Origin of the sequence: Chryseobacterium gallinarum, assembly GCF_001021975.1 — a bacterium.
Taxonomy (GTDB): domain Bacteria; phylum Bacteroidota; class Bacteroidia; order Flavobacteriales; family Weeksellaceae; genus Chryseobacterium; species Chryseobacterium gallinarum.
The window spans coordinates 3056696-3073029 of sequence record NZ_CP009928.1 but is presented as its reverse complement, the minus strand read 5'-3'; the positions used below and the strand labels follow the sequence as shown (position 1 = coordinate 3073029).

Here is a 16334-nt window from a genome sequence, read left to right as displayed (position 1 = left end):
TTTGGTATTACTTTAAAACAACAGAGGTAAAGGTTACCAATTGTACCTCAGCCCATGTTTCTTTGAAGATAGATTGCACAGTCTCCATATGAATACATGGGAAAGCAGCGATACTAAAGATTGGAACGGGTGGACGGAAGAGAAGGAAATACAGGTTTTTCATCGCAATAACAGATTTCTGACACTTCTGTTGGGAATATCTCCCACTTGGAAAAGGAAAACACCCTATCCCGGTGTCTTTTTCAGGTTTTCCTGGGGTAATATATGGTCGGTTTATGATCCACGAAGTGCCAGCAGCCTGATGGGAATCAGCTATGATGAAAAAAATATTGCTAAAAATTAATAACCAAAAGAACAAGATTCTAATATGTGCCGATATGCTATGATGATTTACAAAAGTCATTACGCCTGTTTTAACTGTCAGAAAACATTCAAACGCCACACTTTAAAAGATGTGGACAGAAACGCTTCTGTTTCAGTGGACGCCAAATGTCCCGAATGTGGAAACCTGATGGCCAATATGGGGCTTGATTTTGAGTCCCCGGCAAAGAATGATGATAAACAATGGGCACATATCCGCAATCTGTACACCGTGGGCATCACCTTCCATTCCTGTGGTTGCTCCGGCCCCGGATATATTCCACAAGACCGTAAAGCCATTATTTCCTATCTGGAAAAAATCCGGGCGGAATATATGCGTGCTCTGGTATTCTGGAGATACCGTGTTGAACCTGAAAACAAGAAAGAACGGGAGCTTGAATATCAGAAAAATGGCGGACATTTAAGAGCCGTGAGCAACAATGCTTTCAGGGAAACCGTTACCAACCAGGAAGGAATCAACTACTGGATCAATAAAATTAAAGAATTGGAAGAACGTCTTACCTTAATCCGAAATTCAAAGCAATAATGGAACTGAGATCAGATATAGAGCCTGACCTGAAAACTGCGGAAAACCGCTATCCGGAAATTTTAAAGTTAATCCTGGATTATACATCCCATACAGACCTTGCCGGAGACAAAAACCTCATCAATTACCAGCATCTTGAAACGGCATTACATCAGATTACTCAAAAAGATATTTCCCGGTTCAGTATGGAATGGTGGGAGGAAGAAGGCGCTGAAGTATTGGCATTCCGTATTGCTTTACCTGATCCCGTAAAAATAAATGATCTGACTTCTGAGGAGCTGGAAGAAATTATATTCCGTATAGAAAGCCCGGTAATTATCAATAAAAACTGGGAAGATCAGACTTTTGAGGAACAGTTTTCATTATATCTGGATGACTATTACCGGAAATTTTTGAAATTGAATGGTAATCCTTATGGCTAAGCCAACTGAAGCATTCGCAGGAAAATATCCTGTGCCCCCTCTAAAAGTCCCTATCAATAAAAACAAAACATTTATCTTTACCAACCAGTCGAAAAACAGGACTGTAATTAATAATTCAGAATTTAAAACATACATTTCAATCTTCATGAAAAAATTGAGTTTCATCGCTCTTGCTTTGTTGCTGGTAACAGGATGCAAGAACGATCCAAAACAAACTATAAGCAAAACCACAGCTTCCGAAAAAAAAGACAGTAGCCTTGCAAAAGTTTCTGCTGCAGAATATAAGACTCCTGAAAACAAAGAAATACCTGCTCTGAAGGAATGTACAGAAAAGACCATTGAATATGGAAGTGAGCAGGAATGTTTTTTCCCGGAATCTACCATTAAAGAAGTATATCAAAAAACCATTAAAGAAAATGAAATAGAAAAGGCAGAACTGTTGCTTCCGGATTTGCCCGGACACACTGTAGAAAAAACAATCAATCAGGATGGCCTGGAATCTATCCACTACAAGGTGGCTCCGGAAAAAATTGAAATTGAATTCCTGTTTGCAGGCGGAGTGACCACTTTAGAACTGGAACAGCAGGGAGGTAAAGTGAAAAGAACCATTATTCACAGTGCCGATTAAATTTAGATAAGAAAATCTTCGGATTTCAAAAATATTTTATACCTTCGCTTTGTGAATTTTAATAAAGGAACATATTATTATAGAATTTTTAGCTCAGATCTGGGATAGGGATTCTTATGAATATAACTTAAAACCTCGTCCTGGACGGGGTTTTTTTATTATAAAAATTTAAAAAATGAAAATAAGTATTATAGGAGTAGGATTAATCGGAGGCTCGATGGCTTTAAAATTAAGGGAAAAAGGCATTGCCGATTTTGTTTATGGAATTGACCAGAACCAACAGCATATTAAAGAGGCTTTAGATTTAAAAATCATTGATGCAGAAGCCGATCTGCATCAGGGAATCAAAAACTCGGACCTGATCATCATGGCTATTCCGGTAGATGCAGCCAGAAAATTATTACCGGATGTTTTAAATCTTGTATCAGATCAACAAACCGTGATGGATGCCGGATCTACAAAGGCCGGAATTGTGGGCGCCGTCAAAGACCATCCGAAACGCTCAAGGTTTGTAGCCTTCCATCCGATGTGGGGGACAGAAAACAGCGGTCCAAAGTCTGCCATTTCCGAGAGCTTCTCCGGAAAAGCAGGAGTCATTTGTAATAAAGAAGAATCTGCTGAGGACGCATTGAATACCGTTGAAAAAATTGTGGCTGCCCTGGACATGCATCAGATTTATATGAATGCAGAAGACCACGACATCCATACCGCTTATATTTCACATATTTCACATATTACCTCTTATGCCCTGGCCAACACTGTCCTTGAAAAGGAACGTGAAGAAGAAACAATCTTCCAGCTGGCAAGTTCAGGATTTTCCAGTACTGTACGTCTGGCAAAATCCCATCCTGAAATGTGGGTACCGATCTTTAAACAGAATAAAGAAAATGTACTGGATGTTTTAAATGAACACATTACCCAGCTCAGAAAATTCAAATCCGCTTTGGAAAAAGAGAATTATGAATATCTTGAAGAGTTGATCACCAATGCCAACAGGATCAGGGGAATATTAAGATAAGACTAGAGAAAAACCCCCGGACCTGCGGTCCGGGGGTTTTGTATTGTTAAGAATATATCTCATTAGCACTCAGGAACATTCACGGCGATAGCCAGTCCCCCTTCGGAGGTTTCCTTAAAGCGGTCACTCATGGATTGTGCCGTTTCCCACATGGTCTGAATAACTTCATCTAATGTTACTTTTGCTTTGGAAGGATCACTTTCCAAAGCGATATTCGCGGCCGTGATTGCTTTGATAGCTCCCATTGTATTCCTTTCAATACAAGGAATCTGCACAAGTCCTTTGATAGGATCACAGGTCAGCCCAAGATGGTGTTCCATCGCTATTTCTGCAGCCATCAATACCTGACCTACATTGCCTCCCAGGATTTCCGTAAGACCGGCAGCTGCCATTGCTGAAGATACTCCTATTTCAGCCTGACAGCCTCCCATTGCAGCTGAAATGGTTGCATTTTTCTTGAATAACGTTCCGATTTCTCCTGCTACCAGAAGGAAACGTACAATATCATCATCACTTACAGCATCTGTAAAGGCCTGGGAATACATCAGAACTGCCGGAATCACACCACTGGCTCCATTGGTAGGGGCTGTAATGATTCTCCCGAAGCTTGCATTCTCTTCATTCACTGCCAGGGCAAAACACGCTATCCATTTATTGATATTCGTGAAGTTTTCCTCTGCATCTACAACAAGCCTGAACCATTCATCAATATTTTTATAAATCTTATCTCCTAAAAGCTTTTTGTTCAGCCCTGCTGCTCTTCTGGAAACATTCAGTCCTCCCGGAAGGATACCTTCTTTATTTACACCTTTATAAATACATTCTTTGATTTGCTGCCAGATGTAAAGCGCCTCCTGTCTCGTTTCTTCCTGCGTTCTCCAGCTTTCTTCATTAATTAAAATCAAATCCGAAATTTTGTTGAACCCTAATTTCTGGCAATATTTTGCAATATCTGATCCGTGATGGCAAGGATATAAGGTACGTATACAATGTTTTTGTATGGAATTTTTCTCCTGGCTGGCAATAAACCCTCCGCCTACGGAATAAAAATCCTGAACCAGCTCAGTTCCATCTTCAAAAACAGCCCTGAAAATCATTCCGTTAGGATGAAAATCAAGAGATTTCTGCATATTTAAAACAAGATGGTACCCGTAGACAAAAGGAATCTCCTTCTCACCTCCAAGGTTAATGATCTGGTTTCTTTTTATGTTTTCTATTTTCTCATCAATTTTTGATGTGTCAATAGTTTTAAAATCTTCACCATTCAGTCCCAGCATCCCGGCGATATCTGTTCCGTGTCCGATTCCGGTTTTAGCTAAAGAACCAAAAAACTCAAGGAAAACCTCTTTTACCTCTTCTATTGACCTCTCCCTTTTTATAATCCTGATGAATGCAGAAGCAGCATTCCATGGTCCCATCGTGTGCGAACTGGATGGTCCTATTCCAACTTTAATAATCTCAAAAACCGATATTGATTCCATAAATGATTCGTCATTTTCCTCAAAAACAAAGATACATGATAAATCTTAATAAAAAGCGTATTAGATGCTAGATTGATTAACTTTTATAACCATTACGGTGAGTTTATAATAAGTATTTGTGCAATTCGTCACAACTTTCATTTCTGGATCTCAATTAAAGCGCTCTCCATGCTGTGAAAGGTCAAGCCCTTTGTTTTCTGATTCTTCTGATACCCGTAACGGGATGATAGAATCTGTAATTTTATATAAAAGCAATGAACCGGAAAACGTAAAGACAGATACTAAAGCCAAAGCAATCATATGATGAAGAAAAACCTCTATTCCTCCATGAAGAAGACTTGCTTTCTCACCATGTGCAAAAACAGCCGTCAGGATCATTCCCATAATTCCTCCTACTCCATGGCATGCGAATACGTCCAGGGTATCATCGATCTTTTTTAAAGCCTTCCAATTGACCATCATATTGGAAACTATTGCTGAAATAAACCCTATAAAAAGACTTTCCTGAATGCTGACAAAACCACAGCCAGGAGTAATAGCCACCAATCCAACAACAGCACCGATACAGGCGCCCAGTGCTGATATACTTCTTCCATTGATTCTGTCGAAAAAAATCCATGTCATCATTGCGGAAGCGGAAGCAATTGTGGTGGTACCAAATGCTGACGCCGCGGAAGCAGAAGCACTTAATGCTGAACCGGCATTGAATCCAAACCATCCGAACCACAGCATCCCTGTTCCCAGGAGAACATAAGGAATGTTTGACGGCTCATGGTGGGGATTTTTCCGATTGCCTAATACCAAAGCCCCGGCTAACGCTGCAAACCCGGCACTCATATGCACTACAGTTCCTCCTGCAAAGTCTTTTACACCGAAATATGTATTCAGAAGACCATCAGGATGCCACACCATGTGACAAAGCGGCGTATAAATAAAAATACAGAATAGAATAATGAATAAAAGATAAGAGATAAAACGGACCCGCTCTGCAAAAGAGCCTGTAATAATGGCCGGGGTTATAACGGCAAATTTCATCTGGAATAGAGCAAACAGAATAAAAGGAATTGTAGAAGCCATCATCCGGTGCGGCAAACCTCCTACTCCTTTAAAAAACGGATAAGTCAGCGGATTTCCGATGATTCCATAATGTTTTCCGGAAATTGTAATTCCTAATGATTCCCCAAAAGATAATGAAAAACCTACAACAACCCACAGAATAGAGATGACCCCTAATGCAATAAAGCTTTGCAGCATAGTGGAAATTATATTTTTCCTTCCTACCATTCCCCCGTAAAAGAAAGAAAGCCCGGGCGTCATAAGAAGCACCAGACCTGCCGCCGCAAGAATCCAGGCAACATCTGCTCCTACAATTTTATCTTCACCAAGGAAATCTCCGGTAAAAGAATCCTCAGTAACGGAAGGATTCCAGAATAAACCACCGACTGCCACAAGACTGATTATACAGAAAGAGACAATCCACTTAAGTCCTGTTTTCATATAATTTACATTTAAACCCTATCAAATTTAAACATAAATACAATAAAAACATATTTTTATTACAAATACCCCTATAAAAATACTACCAAATAATAATATTTCTATTTATCATTGAATATTTCAGATAATATTTTGGAGACCTCTTTGTATTTGGTAGCTGGAAATAAATGGGTTCCTCCTTTAATGACATAATCGGGCTTTGAATAACGGATCGGAAATACAATATCCTTGTCTCCCAGGATCTGAATAACATTAGGATTTTCCTCAAACTTCCATTCAGCGACTTTTTCTACAGACCATTTCAGGTAATATGGATCTTTTACCCTGAAATACTGAAGGAGCCTGGGATTTTTAGGATCAAAAAGTTTTCTGAGGCTGGCGTATAAATTGGTGGCTTTATCATTAAATAACCCTACCGGAAGTAATCGTGGGATTTTGGTAACTTCTCCAGTTTTGATAAACCTGGATTTTTCTTTATCAGATTTTATGCTTCCCAGGATCACGACTTTTTCGGCAGGTTTCAGCCGGTTGATTTCCTGTACCATAATCCCGCCAAAAGAATACCCTAATAAACAGAACGGCTCCGAATCATCCACCTTTTCTGCCATTCTTTCCACGTACTTATGAAAAGGTTCATTTTTTTCCGGAATAAGCCAATCTATAAAAATCAATTCACAGTGCCTGGGAAACTCCAGTCTTTCAAGGACTTTAAAATCTGCTCCAAGACCGCTTACGATATAAATTTTCATAGGACTAATTTAAAAAAAATATCAAAACAGGCATTTAATAAAACCTATAGAATTTCAGATTGCATATGCTATGAACACTAACATTCTCTTTTATTGTAACGTTCAATTATTGATCATTTTTTTCATAAAAAAAGAACAGTCCATCTGAACTGCTCTTTCCATATCTATAGTATGTGTATACTCTTATTTCTTTTTCTTTACCGGAATCCTGTTATCATTATCCAAAGTCTCGGTAGAAACTTTAAATTGAATATCCATTTCATTTTTAATGAAATAATCTTTCAGCGAAGATTGATAGAATACTTTAAAATCCCTTCTGTTTAGGGAGAACTTTGCAGATTCAATCACTACCGTAAACTGAGTAACATAAACATTGGCAGGGAAAGAAATTGTTTTTCTCACCCCTTTAAGTGTAAGGTCTCCATATACGGTAGAATTATATTCACTGTTTGCTAAAGGAATAATTTTAGTCAAATGGAATTTGGCAACCGGGAATTTTTTCACTTCAAAAAAGTTGGTACTCTTCAGGTCATTAGTAAGCTTGATCTGGTCTTCATCAGAAACATCGCCCGCCATCAGGCTTCTCATATCTATTACAAACTCTCCGTCCACCAAAACAGTTTTATCAAAGTTGAATTTTCCACTCTTAAGCTTTACCGTTCCTGAATGGGATGAGGCTTCGGTTTTTACAACTTTGTATCCCCACCATCTGATCTCTGATGAAGTCACTTTTGAAACTTTATCAAATTTCTTTTGTGCAGAAACAAATGATATGCTTGCGCACACCATAGCAAACAATAGTAATCTTTTCATTCTTTTTTATTTACAATTCAACAAAAATAAAAAAAAGTGTAGAACTTCTACACTTTTAACAATCTTTTTTTGATTAATTTATTGAGCAGTCACCTTTACTACCATATCAATATCATCTTTCACAAAAACATCCTGCATAGTAGACTTGTATGCTACATCAAATTTCTGTCTGTCGAAAGAGAATTTGTTGGATACTAAACTTACTACTCCTTTGCTGTAAGCAATTTTTGCAGGGAAAGTAACTGGATTTGTTTTTCCTTTTACGGTAAGGTTTCCTGTTACTAAAGAATTATAGGTCTTATCGTTGTTTTTCTTTACACCGGTAATTTTGAAAGTAGCAGTCGGGTACTTCTCCACTTCAAAGAAATCACCGTTTTTAAGGTGCCCGTTTAATTTTTGCTGATATTCCCCTGTAAGGTCAGTTGCATTGATAGAAGTCATATCCAAAACAAAGCTTCCCCCTACTAATTGATTTCCTTTCATCACCATGTCTCCTGATTTTACTTTAATAGTTCCGTCATGAGAGCTTGCCTCAGATTTTGCTACTTTGTATCCCCACCAGTGAATATCAGATGCTACCACTTTTTTAGTCTGTCCGAAAGCTAAACCACCAGCTAACACTGCCAGTAAAAATATTTTTTTCATTGAATAGAATTGTTTATTTATTTTAACAACACAAAGGTAGCCAACTTACACAATAGATTTCATTGATGTATATCAAGAATTTCAATTATTTTTATGAATAATATCAGGTCATAAAAAAACTCCGGATAAACCGGAGTTTGTATGCTAATCTTGGTAGTAAGCCGTATAGAGCGCCACTCCTTTTAATGCGGTATGGTTTTGTTTCACCAGATATATCGGAATATTTTTCAGCATTTCTTCCATTTTGTCACTGATCTTGAATTTTTCATAGAATTTATCCTTATCAATGTATTGGATGACCAACTGAGGGATATCTCCTGCAATCAGCAGACCTCCGGTGGCTTTTAGCTTCAATGTCAGGTTATTTGCTTCTCTTGCTAAGAATTCAAGGAAAGTGTCCAATGCAATTTTACAGATCAATACATTTTCTTCTACAGCAGCCTTGTAAAGTTCTTCTGCGAAATTTCCGCCGGCAAGACGCTCTCCCAGCCATTCAGGCTCAGGATGTCTTTTTACGTCTCTTAAAAATCTATAGATATTAAACAATCCTGATTTTGAAAGTACATTTTCCAGCTTACAATTCCGTAGATATTATTCAGAAACTGGTAAAATTCAACTTCTACATTGGTTCTCGGTGAAAACTCAGAATGCCCTCCTTCTGTAGCAAAAGGCCTTAAATTTTTTCCGTCGAAGAAATACCCTGCTTCTCCAAGCCCGTTCCCCGGGGCAAGAATAGCCACATTTCCTTTTTCCAGGTGGCCACTGGTATAAATGGCTTCAAGATCATTATCTTCCAGAAGAGCCATTCCATAGGCAGAAGCTTCAAGGTCATTCAGCATATCTGCTTTCTCAAACCCGAAATCTTTTTTATACTCTTCGATATCTAAATTCCAGCCTAATCGTGCAGGGCTGCTTTTTCCGTTAAGAACCGGACCCGGCACGGCCATTCCCAGACGTTTTACATTTTCCAGCTGATTATCCTGAATAAACTTCCTTAAAATATCAGCAAAAGAAGAATATTCTTTGGTATTATATGTATTTTGGATTTTTATCTCAAGACCTTTGTTACCGGAAACAAAATAGCCCAAGATTGTGGTGTCTTCACGGAGACTTGCTCCAATGATAGAAACATTATCATTATTACTGTTCTCTACTCCTGGTAAATAAAGTGGAAATTTTGGATTCAGAATCATAACCTCAAATTTTACCAAATATAATAATTGTTTTTGTAAATCCTGCAGAGAAGAAAAAAACCTTTCCACTTTCGTGAAAAGGTTTGGTTAATAATTGTTTATATTAAATCTAACTACTTTCCTAATGGAATATTATAACCGAATCCAACTCCGATATTCCCCACATTATAGTCCTGTCCTGGCAAATCACCTTTTGTTCCTACAAAAACCTTCTGGTATTGTACGAAAAAGTTCCAGTCTCTGTTGTGGTATCCGATTTCCGGTTTCAGGTAAAATCCTCCGCCAGCTCTTTCCACATTCGTGTTGGAAGCCACCTGCTTGTCACCTACCAGGAATCCGTATCCTAAATCTGTCCCGAAATAGAAACCTGTCTGTTTAGGATAAATCCTGATTAAGGCAGCTACAGGAACCACTCCTACATCATTGTTTTTATAACCATTGTTTTCTTTTCCGAAATAATGAGTATATCCTGAAGCGATACCTAATCCAAATCCGGGAGTAATAAGGTTCTGATAAGCAACATCTACTCCAACGGCTGCAGAAAGGTTATCTGCGGGAACTGCTAAACCAACATTTGCGCCTACTTTGATCATATTGTTCATTTGTGCACTTTGAGCGCTTGCTATACCTGCTGTTAAAATTCCAGCCAGCACTATTGCCTGTTTAAACATTTTCATAACTCTAATTTTTAATTTTACTAAGCTAATAAGATGTAAAAATCGTGCCAAGCAAGGCTAATTGATTGTTTTTAACATTTACAGAAACCATAAACAAATGATTTCCAATGAATTATTTTTAACAAAATTTAAATGTTTGTTTAACAAAATTTATGTAAAAAGAATCTTAAAAAGTGAATTAAGGTAAAAATGAACCTTATATTTTAAAATGAAAATTAAATTTTTCAGGATATGACTTCTACTTTTATCTCTTATCAGCCCTCTTTGATACTATTAACAATTCTTAACCTGTTGTTATTTTAACCTTATTCCTATAAAGATATCAAAAAAATAAACCTATGGCTGATTCATTATTAAAAAACAAACATCTCCTTTGGCGTGCGGGCTTCGGTGTGGGAATCAATCAGGTTACCGACCTGAAAAATAATAACACCAGAACGCTCCTCAATGAATTATTTAAAGAAGATCCCTTTACGGAAATTACTTATGATACGCCTGATATAGATCCTGCAGCAGCTTATATGAACAGCTCATCCCCTGCCGATAAAAAAAAAGAAATGCAACGGATTAACAGGGAACAAAATAACGAGCTTAACCTCAATTTTCTGGATAAAATGGTCAACAGCAAAGAGCAAATGAGAGAAAAGATGGCCTTTTTCTGGCATGGACATTTTGCTTCCAGGGTGGTTAACCCCAGGTTCAACAAACAGCTTTTAAATACAATACGGAAAAATGCATTGGGAAATTTCAGGGACCTGCTCTTTGAAGTGAGCCAGGCCCCTGCCATGCTGGGCTTTCTCAATAACCAACAGAATAAAAAAGACCATCCTAATGAAAATTTTGCCCGGGAGGTTATGGAACTGTTTACCATGGGAAGAGGAAACTATACGGAAAAGGATGTCAGGGAAGCAGCCAGGGCTTTTACAGGCTGGGGATATGATAAAGAAGGAAATTTTAAAGAAAGAAAAAACCTGCATGATGAAGGCTCCAAAACTTTTTTAGGGAAGACAGGAAACTTTTCAGGCGCTGATATCCTTAATCTTATTCTGGAACAAAAAGCTACGTCCCGGTTCATTACCACCAAGGTGTATAAGTTTTTTGTCAATGAAAAAACAGACCAGGATATTATTGATACATTAAGCAATAATTTTTACAATTCCGGTTACGATATCAAAAAGCTTATGACTGGAATATTTTCCAGTACATGGTTTTACGACCAGAAAAACATTGGAAACCGGATAAAATCTCCTATAGAGCTGATGGCAGGAATCATGCGCATTCTTCCCATGCATATCCAGAATCCGGAAAACCTTATTGTATACCAAAAATTGCTGGGACAAATGTTGCTGTATCCTCCCAATGTATCGGGCTGGCCGAACGGAAGATCATGGATTGACAGTTCTACATTGATGCTGAGGCTCCAGGTTCCTCAGATCTGGTCCGGGCTCAGGCCGCTGGAATACAGCCCCCGGCAGGACGATGATATCGATATGGGGATGAAGTCTCCGGAAACAGCGTTGAACAAAAGTTTTAAAAACCCGAATATCACCATCGACTGGAATCGGGTAGAAAAAATTTTTGAAAATAAAAAGACTGAAGATTATCTTATTCAGAACACCCAGACACTAGACATCAATTCGGTAAAAAACTTCTCGGATAAAAGTACAAAAATGACCATTATCAATCTCATGTCTACCCCGGAATACCAGCTGATGTAAAATATAAATAACAGATCGCAGCTCTCCTGAATACTGCTTTATCATTATATGCAACCCAAAACCTTCAAACTATGTTAATTAAAAGAAGAGAATTCCTTAAAATAAGTTCGCTGGCCACCGCTTCCCTGTTGATGCCTAATTTTCTAAAAGCCATGGCATTGGATGATGCTCTGGGTCCAAGCCAGAATATACTGATCGTTCTTCAGTTTACAGGAGGAAATGATGGATTGAATACCATTATTCCCGCCAAAAATGATATTTATTTCAGGGAAAGAAAAACCCTGGCCATCCAGGATTCATTATCCCTTAGTGATGAAGCCGGTATCAATCCTTCCCTTTCCTATTTCAAAGAGCTTTTTGATAACGGAGAACTTTCTGTTATGAACAATGTGGGGTATCCCAACCCTGACAAATCCCATTTCCGGAGCATGGATATCTGGCAATCTGCAAGCCGGAGTGATGAATTTCTGGAAACAGGCTGGCTTGGCCGTTTTCTGGATGAGGAATGTTATCGTTGTGAACATCCCACCCAGGCCCTGGAAGTAGACGACATGCTCAGTCTCGCTCTCAAGGGAGAAAATAATAAAGCGTTTGCTTTTAAAGATCCTAAAAGACTGTATCAGACCAGCCAGGAAAAGTACTTTAAATCTCTTTATGATCACCATCATGATGATGAGACCGTATCTTATCTTTATCAGACACTCGGTTCCACTATCAATAATGCCGGTTATATTTTTGAAAAAAGCAAAGCAAAGAAAACAGAACAGGCCTATCCTAATTCTCAATTAGGAAAAGACTTCAAAACAGTGGCTTCTTTAATAAAATCCGACATTAATACCCAGGTGTATTACCTTTCTGTCGGAAGCTTTGATACGCACGTTAACCAGAATGAACGACAAAAGAAATTATTCAGCGATATTAATGAAGCTGTAAAGTCTTTTGTAGCCGATATGAAAAGTAATGGGCTGTTTAAAAACATCCTTCTGATGACTTTTTCCGAATTTGGCCGGCGTGTGGCCCAGAATGCCAGCAACGGTACCGATCATGGTACCGCCAATCAGATGTTTTTCATCAGCGGAAACCTTAAAAAGAAAGGTCTCTTAAATGCCCTTCCCGATCTCCGGAACCTCAACGAGGGTGACCTTGTGTATACTGAAGATTTCCGAAAAGTATATGCTACTATTTTAAAAAACTGGCTTAAAGCCGATTCTTCTAAAGTACTGGGATGGAAAAACGGGATCTATGACTTTATTTAAACCCATTGGCATAAAAATTTTTCGCCGGTGCCATGAAACAGTAAATTTATCGATATTGTTTTAATCCTTTTACGGAAAGAAAAAAAAGAATTTTTCTTTTCTGATTAATCCGTCCGTTTATCTTGGCTTGGAAATTGTATATATTTTATAAAATCACACTATGAAATCAAGAATATTTAAAGCACTAATTGCAATTATAGCACCACTGGCGATAGAATATATCGTAAAAAAAATATCTGAAAAGATAGACAAAAAAGTAGATGAAAAGGAAAAAGAAAAAAAGCAGATTACTGCATAAACGTAAAAGTAGTTAGATTTAAAATTAGTGAAAAGAGACAGCCCATAATGAGGCCGTCTCTTTTTCTTTTCTGAAATTGAAGAATACAAATTAATATTTACATTAATGGACATCCGGAATTTCAAGGTTCTGATAATTTTCAAACCCCATTTTGAATTTTTCCTCCATTCTTAATCGCAGCTTACGGGGTTTGTGAACGGTAAGAGCATCCCCGAAGCCCAGCAATAATCTTTCTAATTCAAAATTAATCTGCACACAGACTTTAAACAGGGTCCCCTGTTTTGTTTCATGTATAATTTCCTGGCTTTTATGTAAAGGCTTGGTTTTAATATAAGGAGCATTGGCTGCATCTACAAAGAAAACAACATTTCTTGGAGCCAATGAATCCGAGACAGTAACGCCTACAATATCTTTAAAATATTCATCGCCATCCAGTTCTTTATCTATATAAGAGAGACTCTCATCCACCTCGATGCTTTCCATCCTGTCCAGCGCAAGATTATACATTTTCTGTTTATAAAGGCAGATCAGAAACCAGCGGTTGTTATACTCCTTCAGCAACTGGGGATGAACGGTATATATATTGGACTCTCTTGCGGTAAAGCTTTTATAGAGGATTTTTAAAACCTTTTTATTGACGATACTTTCATAAAGAATATCAATATGCTCCAAACCTCTCAGCTGCTCATTTTTGTCCAGATGGATAATAGATTTCTGGCTGGTAGAATGAATAGAATCTTCCAGTTTCTGGATTACTCCATTCATTTCTTTAAACATCGAAAAATCTTTAAACTGTTTTAAAATCTGAATAGCATTGTTCATCGCCTTCAGGTCACTTTCGTTCACCGAAATATTATGAATACTATAGTCCGGATCGCTATAGCGGTAATATTTTCTTTCATATACCTCTATAGGAGCCTCGTACCCGAATTTTTCACTGCGCATATTCTGAAGATCGAGCTGGATTGTACGCTTGCTTACATAAGATTCTTTTCCCTCAAATTCAAATAAAGCTTCAGAACATTCATCAATAAGATCTTCCAGGGTATATTTCCGGTATTTGTTTTTCAGGCATTTATCTAATGTTTTATAGCGAATCAGGGCATTTTTATTGGATGACATGTGATTATTTCTCTTTCAGCGGGTCACTTTCAAAAATTACACCATCCCAACCAAATTCCATAAAGTTTCTGATATTCTGATGATCGTTTCCATTAGGGTGTTTTAATACGTCTTCCCTGTAAAATTCTCCGAAAAGATGCAGGGTCTGATCTTCAGGAAGTCCATAGTATGAAGCGAAGCCAAAAATCTTACATGATCCGCTGTTCTGCCCTTCTTCATTTCTGATATTTCCATTTTTAAATGCTGCCGGGGTAAAGTCAAAATGAGAATCAATATAAGCGATGACATCATGGAACTGAACGGTTTCAGGGAAATGCTTTACTTGTTCTAATAATTGCATAGGTGTTGATCTTATATGGTATTGTTTATCGTTAAAATCAGCAAATAATCTACTTTGCTTTATTTTTTGTAAAAATAATCAAAAAATAACAAACTACGCAAAACTATTGCGCAACAAGCTTTTTACTTTGCATCATCAAAAATGAAAACAAATGGAATTTAATGGAAATCACTTAATCGAATTGGGATATAGACCAGATAAATGGTTTAAAGATGCCATTACCTATATCAATGAAAATAATCTGGATGAGATTCAGGTCAAAGAGTATCTTGAACAGTTCAGGCAACCGGAACTTATCCCTCTTCATGAAACCGCTAAAGATTTTGTCATCAATATCAGAGCTGAACATGAATCTGAGCATGATAATGTGGAAAAGGTAATCAAAACAATGGAAGTCCTGATGAAAACCCCTACATTGATGGGGGGAGCAGTTATGCCGGATGCATGTCCTACAGGACCTGAAGGTCAGATCCCGGTAGGAGGTGTGGTCATTGCAAAAAATGCCATCCACCCGGGTTTCCATAGTGCAGATATCTGCTGTTCCGTTATGCTGACTGATTTTGGAAAAGCTGATCCTAAAGACGTTCTGGACGCCGCCCATTCAGTGACTCATTTCGGATACGGCGGAAGACCAAGAGGTGAACAGATGCCAATGTCTCAGGAGCTTATGGATGCCTTCAGGAAAAATGATTTTTTAAATGATGAAAAGCTGATCAGTATTGCGCGTTCACATATGGGAACACAGGGAGACGGGAATCATTTCCTGTTTGTAGGGATTTCCAGAAACACAGGAAATACCATGCTGGTTACCCATCATGGTTCCAGAGCTCCGGGTGCAGCTCTTTATGATAAAGGGATGAAAGTTGCAAACCGTTTCAGGAGAGATATTTCTCCGGAAACCCTGAAAGAAAATGCCTGGATTCCTTATGATACGGAAGAGGGACAATCCTATTGGGAGGCCCTTCAGCTGATAAGAAAATGGACCAAAGAGAATCATACTTCTATTCATGATGCCGTGCTGACCAGGCTTGATATGGTAAAAGAAAACAGGTATTGGAATGAACATAACTTTGTTTTCAAAGACGGGGATTTGTTTTATCACGCTAAAGGAGCTACTCCGCTGGATGATAAGTTTATGCCTGATATTACAGGGCCTAGATTGATTCCATTGAATATGGCAGAACCGGTATTAATTGTCCGGGGGACAACCAATGAGAGAAACCTTGGATTTGCTCCCCATGGTGCTGGAAGAAATTTCAGCAGAAGCCAGCATAAGAAGTCACTGGCTCATAAAACGACTGAGGAAATCTTCAATGAAGAAACGCAAGGACTTGATATCCGTTTCTATTCCAATGAAATTGATATTTCCGAACTGCCGAGTGCTTATAAAAGCGCAAAAAACGTAAGAGCACAGATTGAGGAATACGGATTGTGTGAAGTCCTGGATGAAGTAATGCCTTACGGATGCATTATGGCTGGTGATGTTCAGAAAAACGCACCATGGAAGAAAAAGAAGAAATATAGAAAAGCATAATATAATTCTGATTTTATATGAACCTTGCAGGCTCCT

General features: G+C 38.1%; 17 protein-coding genes and 1 pseudogene. 9 read left to right on the top strand and 9 right to left on the bottom strand.

Annotation, left to right across the window (positions count from 1 at the left end; all coding sequences use genetic code 11):
* Positions 1–88: 88 nt before the first annotated feature.
* The 5 genes from OK18_RS21705 to OK18_RS13805 all read left to right on the top strand — a co-directional run bounded on the left by OK18_RS21705 (position 89) and on the right by OK18_RS13805 (position 2975).
* Positions 89–343 carry a hypothetical protein gene (locus tag OK18_RS21705; protein ID WP_228377617.1) on the top strand — a complete coding sequence of 85 codons (255 nt, stop codon included), beginning with the start codon at positions 89–91 and terminating at the stop codon, positions 341–343.
* A gap of 39 nt (positions 344–382) precedes the next feature.
* On the top strand, positions 383–907 hold the full coding sequence (locus OK18_RS13820) for a hypothetical protein (RefSeq protein WP_316932797.1): 525 nt from the start codon (positions 383–385) through the stop codon (positions 905–907).
* Entirely contained in the window at positions 907–1329 is a 423-nt protein-coding gene (locus OK18_RS13815) for a hypothetical protein (RefSeq protein ID WP_053328352.1), read from the top strand. Before OK18_RS13820 ends, OK18_RS13815 begins: the two co-directional genes overlap by 1 nt.
* On the top strand, positions 1322–1957 hold the full coding sequence (locus OK18_RS13810) for a hypothetical protein (protein ID WP_053328351.1): 636 nt from the start codon (positions 1322–1324) through the stop codon (positions 1955–1957). The genes OK18_RS13815 and OK18_RS13810 overlap by 8 nt, the downstream gene beginning before the upstream one ends.
* A 175-nt stretch (positions 1958–2132) precedes the next feature.
* Entirely contained in the window at positions 2133–2975 is an 843-nt protein-coding gene (locus OK18_RS13805) for a prephenate dehydrogenase (protein WP_050021512.1), read from the top strand.
* 62 nt (positions 2976–3037) lie between these two features.
* Here the strand turns inward: OK18_RS13805 and OK18_RS13800 are convergent, their stop codons facing one another.
* The 7 genes and pseudogenes from OK18_RS13800 to OK18_RS13770 form a co-directional block, all read right to left on the bottom strand.
* A complete protein-coding gene (locus tag OK18_RS13800; protein WP_053328350.1) occupies positions 3038–4456 on the bottom strand; it encodes an L-serine ammonia-lyase in 1419 nt (472 codons plus the stop codon).
* Positions 4457–4606: 150 nt separating this feature from the next.
* Positions 4607–5953 carry an ammonium transporter gene (locus tag OK18_RS13795; RefSeq protein WP_050021513.1) on the bottom strand — a complete coding sequence of 449 codons (1347 nt, stop codon included), beginning with the start codon at positions 5951–5953 and terminating at the stop codon, positions 4607–4609.
* A gap of 101 nt (positions 5954–6054) precedes the next feature.
* Positions 6055–6702 (bottom strand): alpha/beta hydrolase, encoded by a 648-nt coding sequence (locus tag OK18_RS13790; RefSeq protein ID WP_050021514.1) that lies wholly within the window; start codon positions 6700–6702, stop codon positions 6055–6057.
* A gap of 183 nt (positions 6703–6885) precedes the next feature.
* Complete coding sequence (locus OK18_RS13785; RefSeq protein WP_050021515.1) at positions 6886–7515, bottom strand: YceI family protein; 630 nt, start codon at positions 7513–7515, stop codon at positions 6886–6888.
* Positions 7516–7593: 78 nt separating this feature from the next.
* A complete protein-coding gene (locus OK18_RS13780) occupies positions 7594–8160 on the bottom strand; it encodes a YceI family protein (RefSeq protein ID WP_053328349.1) in 567 nt (188 codons plus the stop codon).
* 144 nt (positions 8161–8304) lie between these two features.
* Positions 8305–9353: pseudogene (locus tag OK18_RS13775) on the bottom strand (glucokinase).
* Positions 9354–9466: 113 nt separating this feature from the next.
* Positions 9467–10030 carry a hypothetical protein gene (locus tag OK18_RS13770; protein ID WP_050021517.1) on the bottom strand — a complete coding sequence of 188 codons (564 nt, stop codon included), beginning with the start codon at positions 10028–10030 and terminating at the stop codon, positions 9467–9469.
* Positions 10031–10368: 338 nt separating this feature from the next.
* On the opposite strand from OK18_RS13770, the gene OK18_RS13765 reads away from it, so the two are divergent.
* The 3 genes from OK18_RS13765 (at position 10369) to OK18_RS21480 (ending at position 13302) form a co-directional block, all read left to right on the top strand.
* A complete protein-coding gene (locus OK18_RS13765; protein ID WP_053328348.1) occupies positions 10369–11748 on the top strand; it encodes a DUF1800 domain-containing protein in 1380 nt (459 codons plus the stop codon).
* A gap of 71 nt (positions 11749–11819) precedes the next feature.
* Complete coding sequence (locus tag OK18_RS13760; RefSeq protein ID WP_053328347.1) at positions 11820–13004, top strand: DUF1501 domain-containing protein; 1185 nt, start codon at positions 11820–11822, stop codon at positions 13002–13004.
* Positions 13005–13164: 160 nt separating this feature from the next.
* Entirely contained in the window at positions 13165–13302 is a 138-nt protein-coding gene (locus tag OK18_RS21480) for a hypothetical protein (RefSeq protein WP_167336364.1), read from the top strand.
* A gap of 102 nt (positions 13303–13404) precedes the next feature.
* Here OK18_RS21480 and OK18_RS13755 read toward each other — a convergent pair whose 3' ends face one another.
* Positions 13405–14424 (bottom strand): helix-turn-helix transcriptional regulator, encoded by a 1020-nt coding sequence (locus tag OK18_RS13755; protein WP_050021518.1) that lies wholly within the window; start codon positions 14422–14424, stop codon positions 13405–13407.
* Between the two features lie 4 nt (positions 14425–14428).
* On the bottom strand, positions 14429–14764 hold the full coding sequence (locus OK18_RS13750) for a HopJ type III effector protein (RefSeq protein WP_050021519.1): 336 nt from the start codon (positions 14762–14764) through the stop codon (positions 14429–14431).
* Between the two features lie 151 nt (positions 14765–14915).
* Between OK18_RS13750 and OK18_RS13745 the strand changes: the two genes are divergently transcribed.
* Positions 14916–16298, top strand: a complete 1383-nt coding sequence (locus tag OK18_RS13745; RefSeq protein ID WP_053328346.1) for an RtcB family protein — start codon at positions 14916–14918, stop codon at positions 16296–16298.
* The last annotated feature ends 36 nt before the right edge of the window (positions 16299–16334 follow it).

Excerpts from the sequence above, each read along its gene's own strand:
- OK18_RS13755 (WP_050021518.1), bottom strand. The coding sequence starts at position 14,424 with ATGTCATCCAATAAAAATGCCCTGATTCGCTATAAAACATTAGATAAA.
- OK18_RS21480 (WP_167336364.1), top strand. The coding sequence starts at position 13,165 with ATGAAATCAAGAATATTTAAAGCACTAATTGCAATTATAGCACCACTG.
- OK18_RS13795 (WP_050021513.1), bottom strand. The coding sequence starts at position 5,953 with ATGAAAACAGGACTTAAGTGGATTGTCTCTTTCTGTATAATCAGTCTT.
- OK18_RS13765 (WP_053328348.1), top strand. The coding sequence starts at position 10,369 with ATGGCTGATTCATTATTAAAAAACAAACATCTCCTTTGGCGTGCGGGC.
- OK18_RS13760 (WP_053328347.1), top strand. The coding sequence starts at position 11,820 with ATGTTAATTAAAAGAAGAGAATTCCTTAAAATAAGTTCGCTGGCCACC.
- OK18_RS13820 (WP_316932797.1), top strand. The coding sequence starts at position 383 with ATGATGATTTACAAAAGTCATTACGCCTGTTTTAACTGTCAGAAAACA.
- OK18_RS13815 (WP_053328352.1), top strand. The coding sequence starts at position 907 with ATGGAACTGAGATCAGATATAGAGCCTGACCTGAAAACTGCGGAAAAC.
- OK18_RS13805 (WP_050021512.1), top strand. The coding sequence starts at position 2,133 with ATGAAAATAAGTATTATAGGAGTAGGATTAATCGGAGGCTCGATGGCT.
- OK18_RS13810 (WP_053328351.1), top strand. The coding sequence starts at position 1,322 with ATGGCTAAGCCAACTGAAGCATTCGCAGGAAAATATCCTGTGCCCCCT.
- OK18_RS13790 (WP_050021514.1), bottom strand. The coding sequence starts at position 6,702 with ATGAAAATTTATATCGTAAGCGGTCTTGGAGCAGATTTTAAAGTCCTT.
- OK18_RS21705 (WP_228377617.1), top strand. The coding sequence starts at position 89 with ATGAATACATGGGAAAGCAGCGATACTAAAGATTGGAACGGGTGGACG.
- OK18_RS13750 (WP_050021519.1), bottom strand. The coding sequence starts at position 14,764 with ATGCAATTATTAGAACAAGTAAAGCATTTCCCTGAAACCGTTCAGTTC.
- OK18_RS13745 (WP_053328346.1), top strand. The coding sequence starts at position 14,916 with ATGGAATTTAATGGAAATCACTTAATCGAATTGGGATATAGACCAGAT.
- OK18_RS13800 (WP_053328350.1), bottom strand. The coding sequence starts at position 4,456 with ATGGAATCAATATCGGTTTTTGAGATTATTAAAGTTGGAATAGGACCA.
- OK18_RS13785 (WP_050021515.1), bottom strand. The coding sequence starts at position 7,515 with ATGAAAAGATTACTATTGTTTGCTATGGTGTGCGCAAGCATATCATTT.
- OK18_RS13780 (WP_053328349.1), bottom strand. The coding sequence starts at position 8,160 with ATGAAAAAAATATTTTTACTGGCAGTGTTAGCTGGTGGTTTAGCTTTC.
- OK18_RS13770 (WP_050021517.1), bottom strand. The coding sequence starts at position 10,030 with ATGAAAATGTTTAAACAGGCAATAGTGCTGGCTGGAATTTTAACAGCA.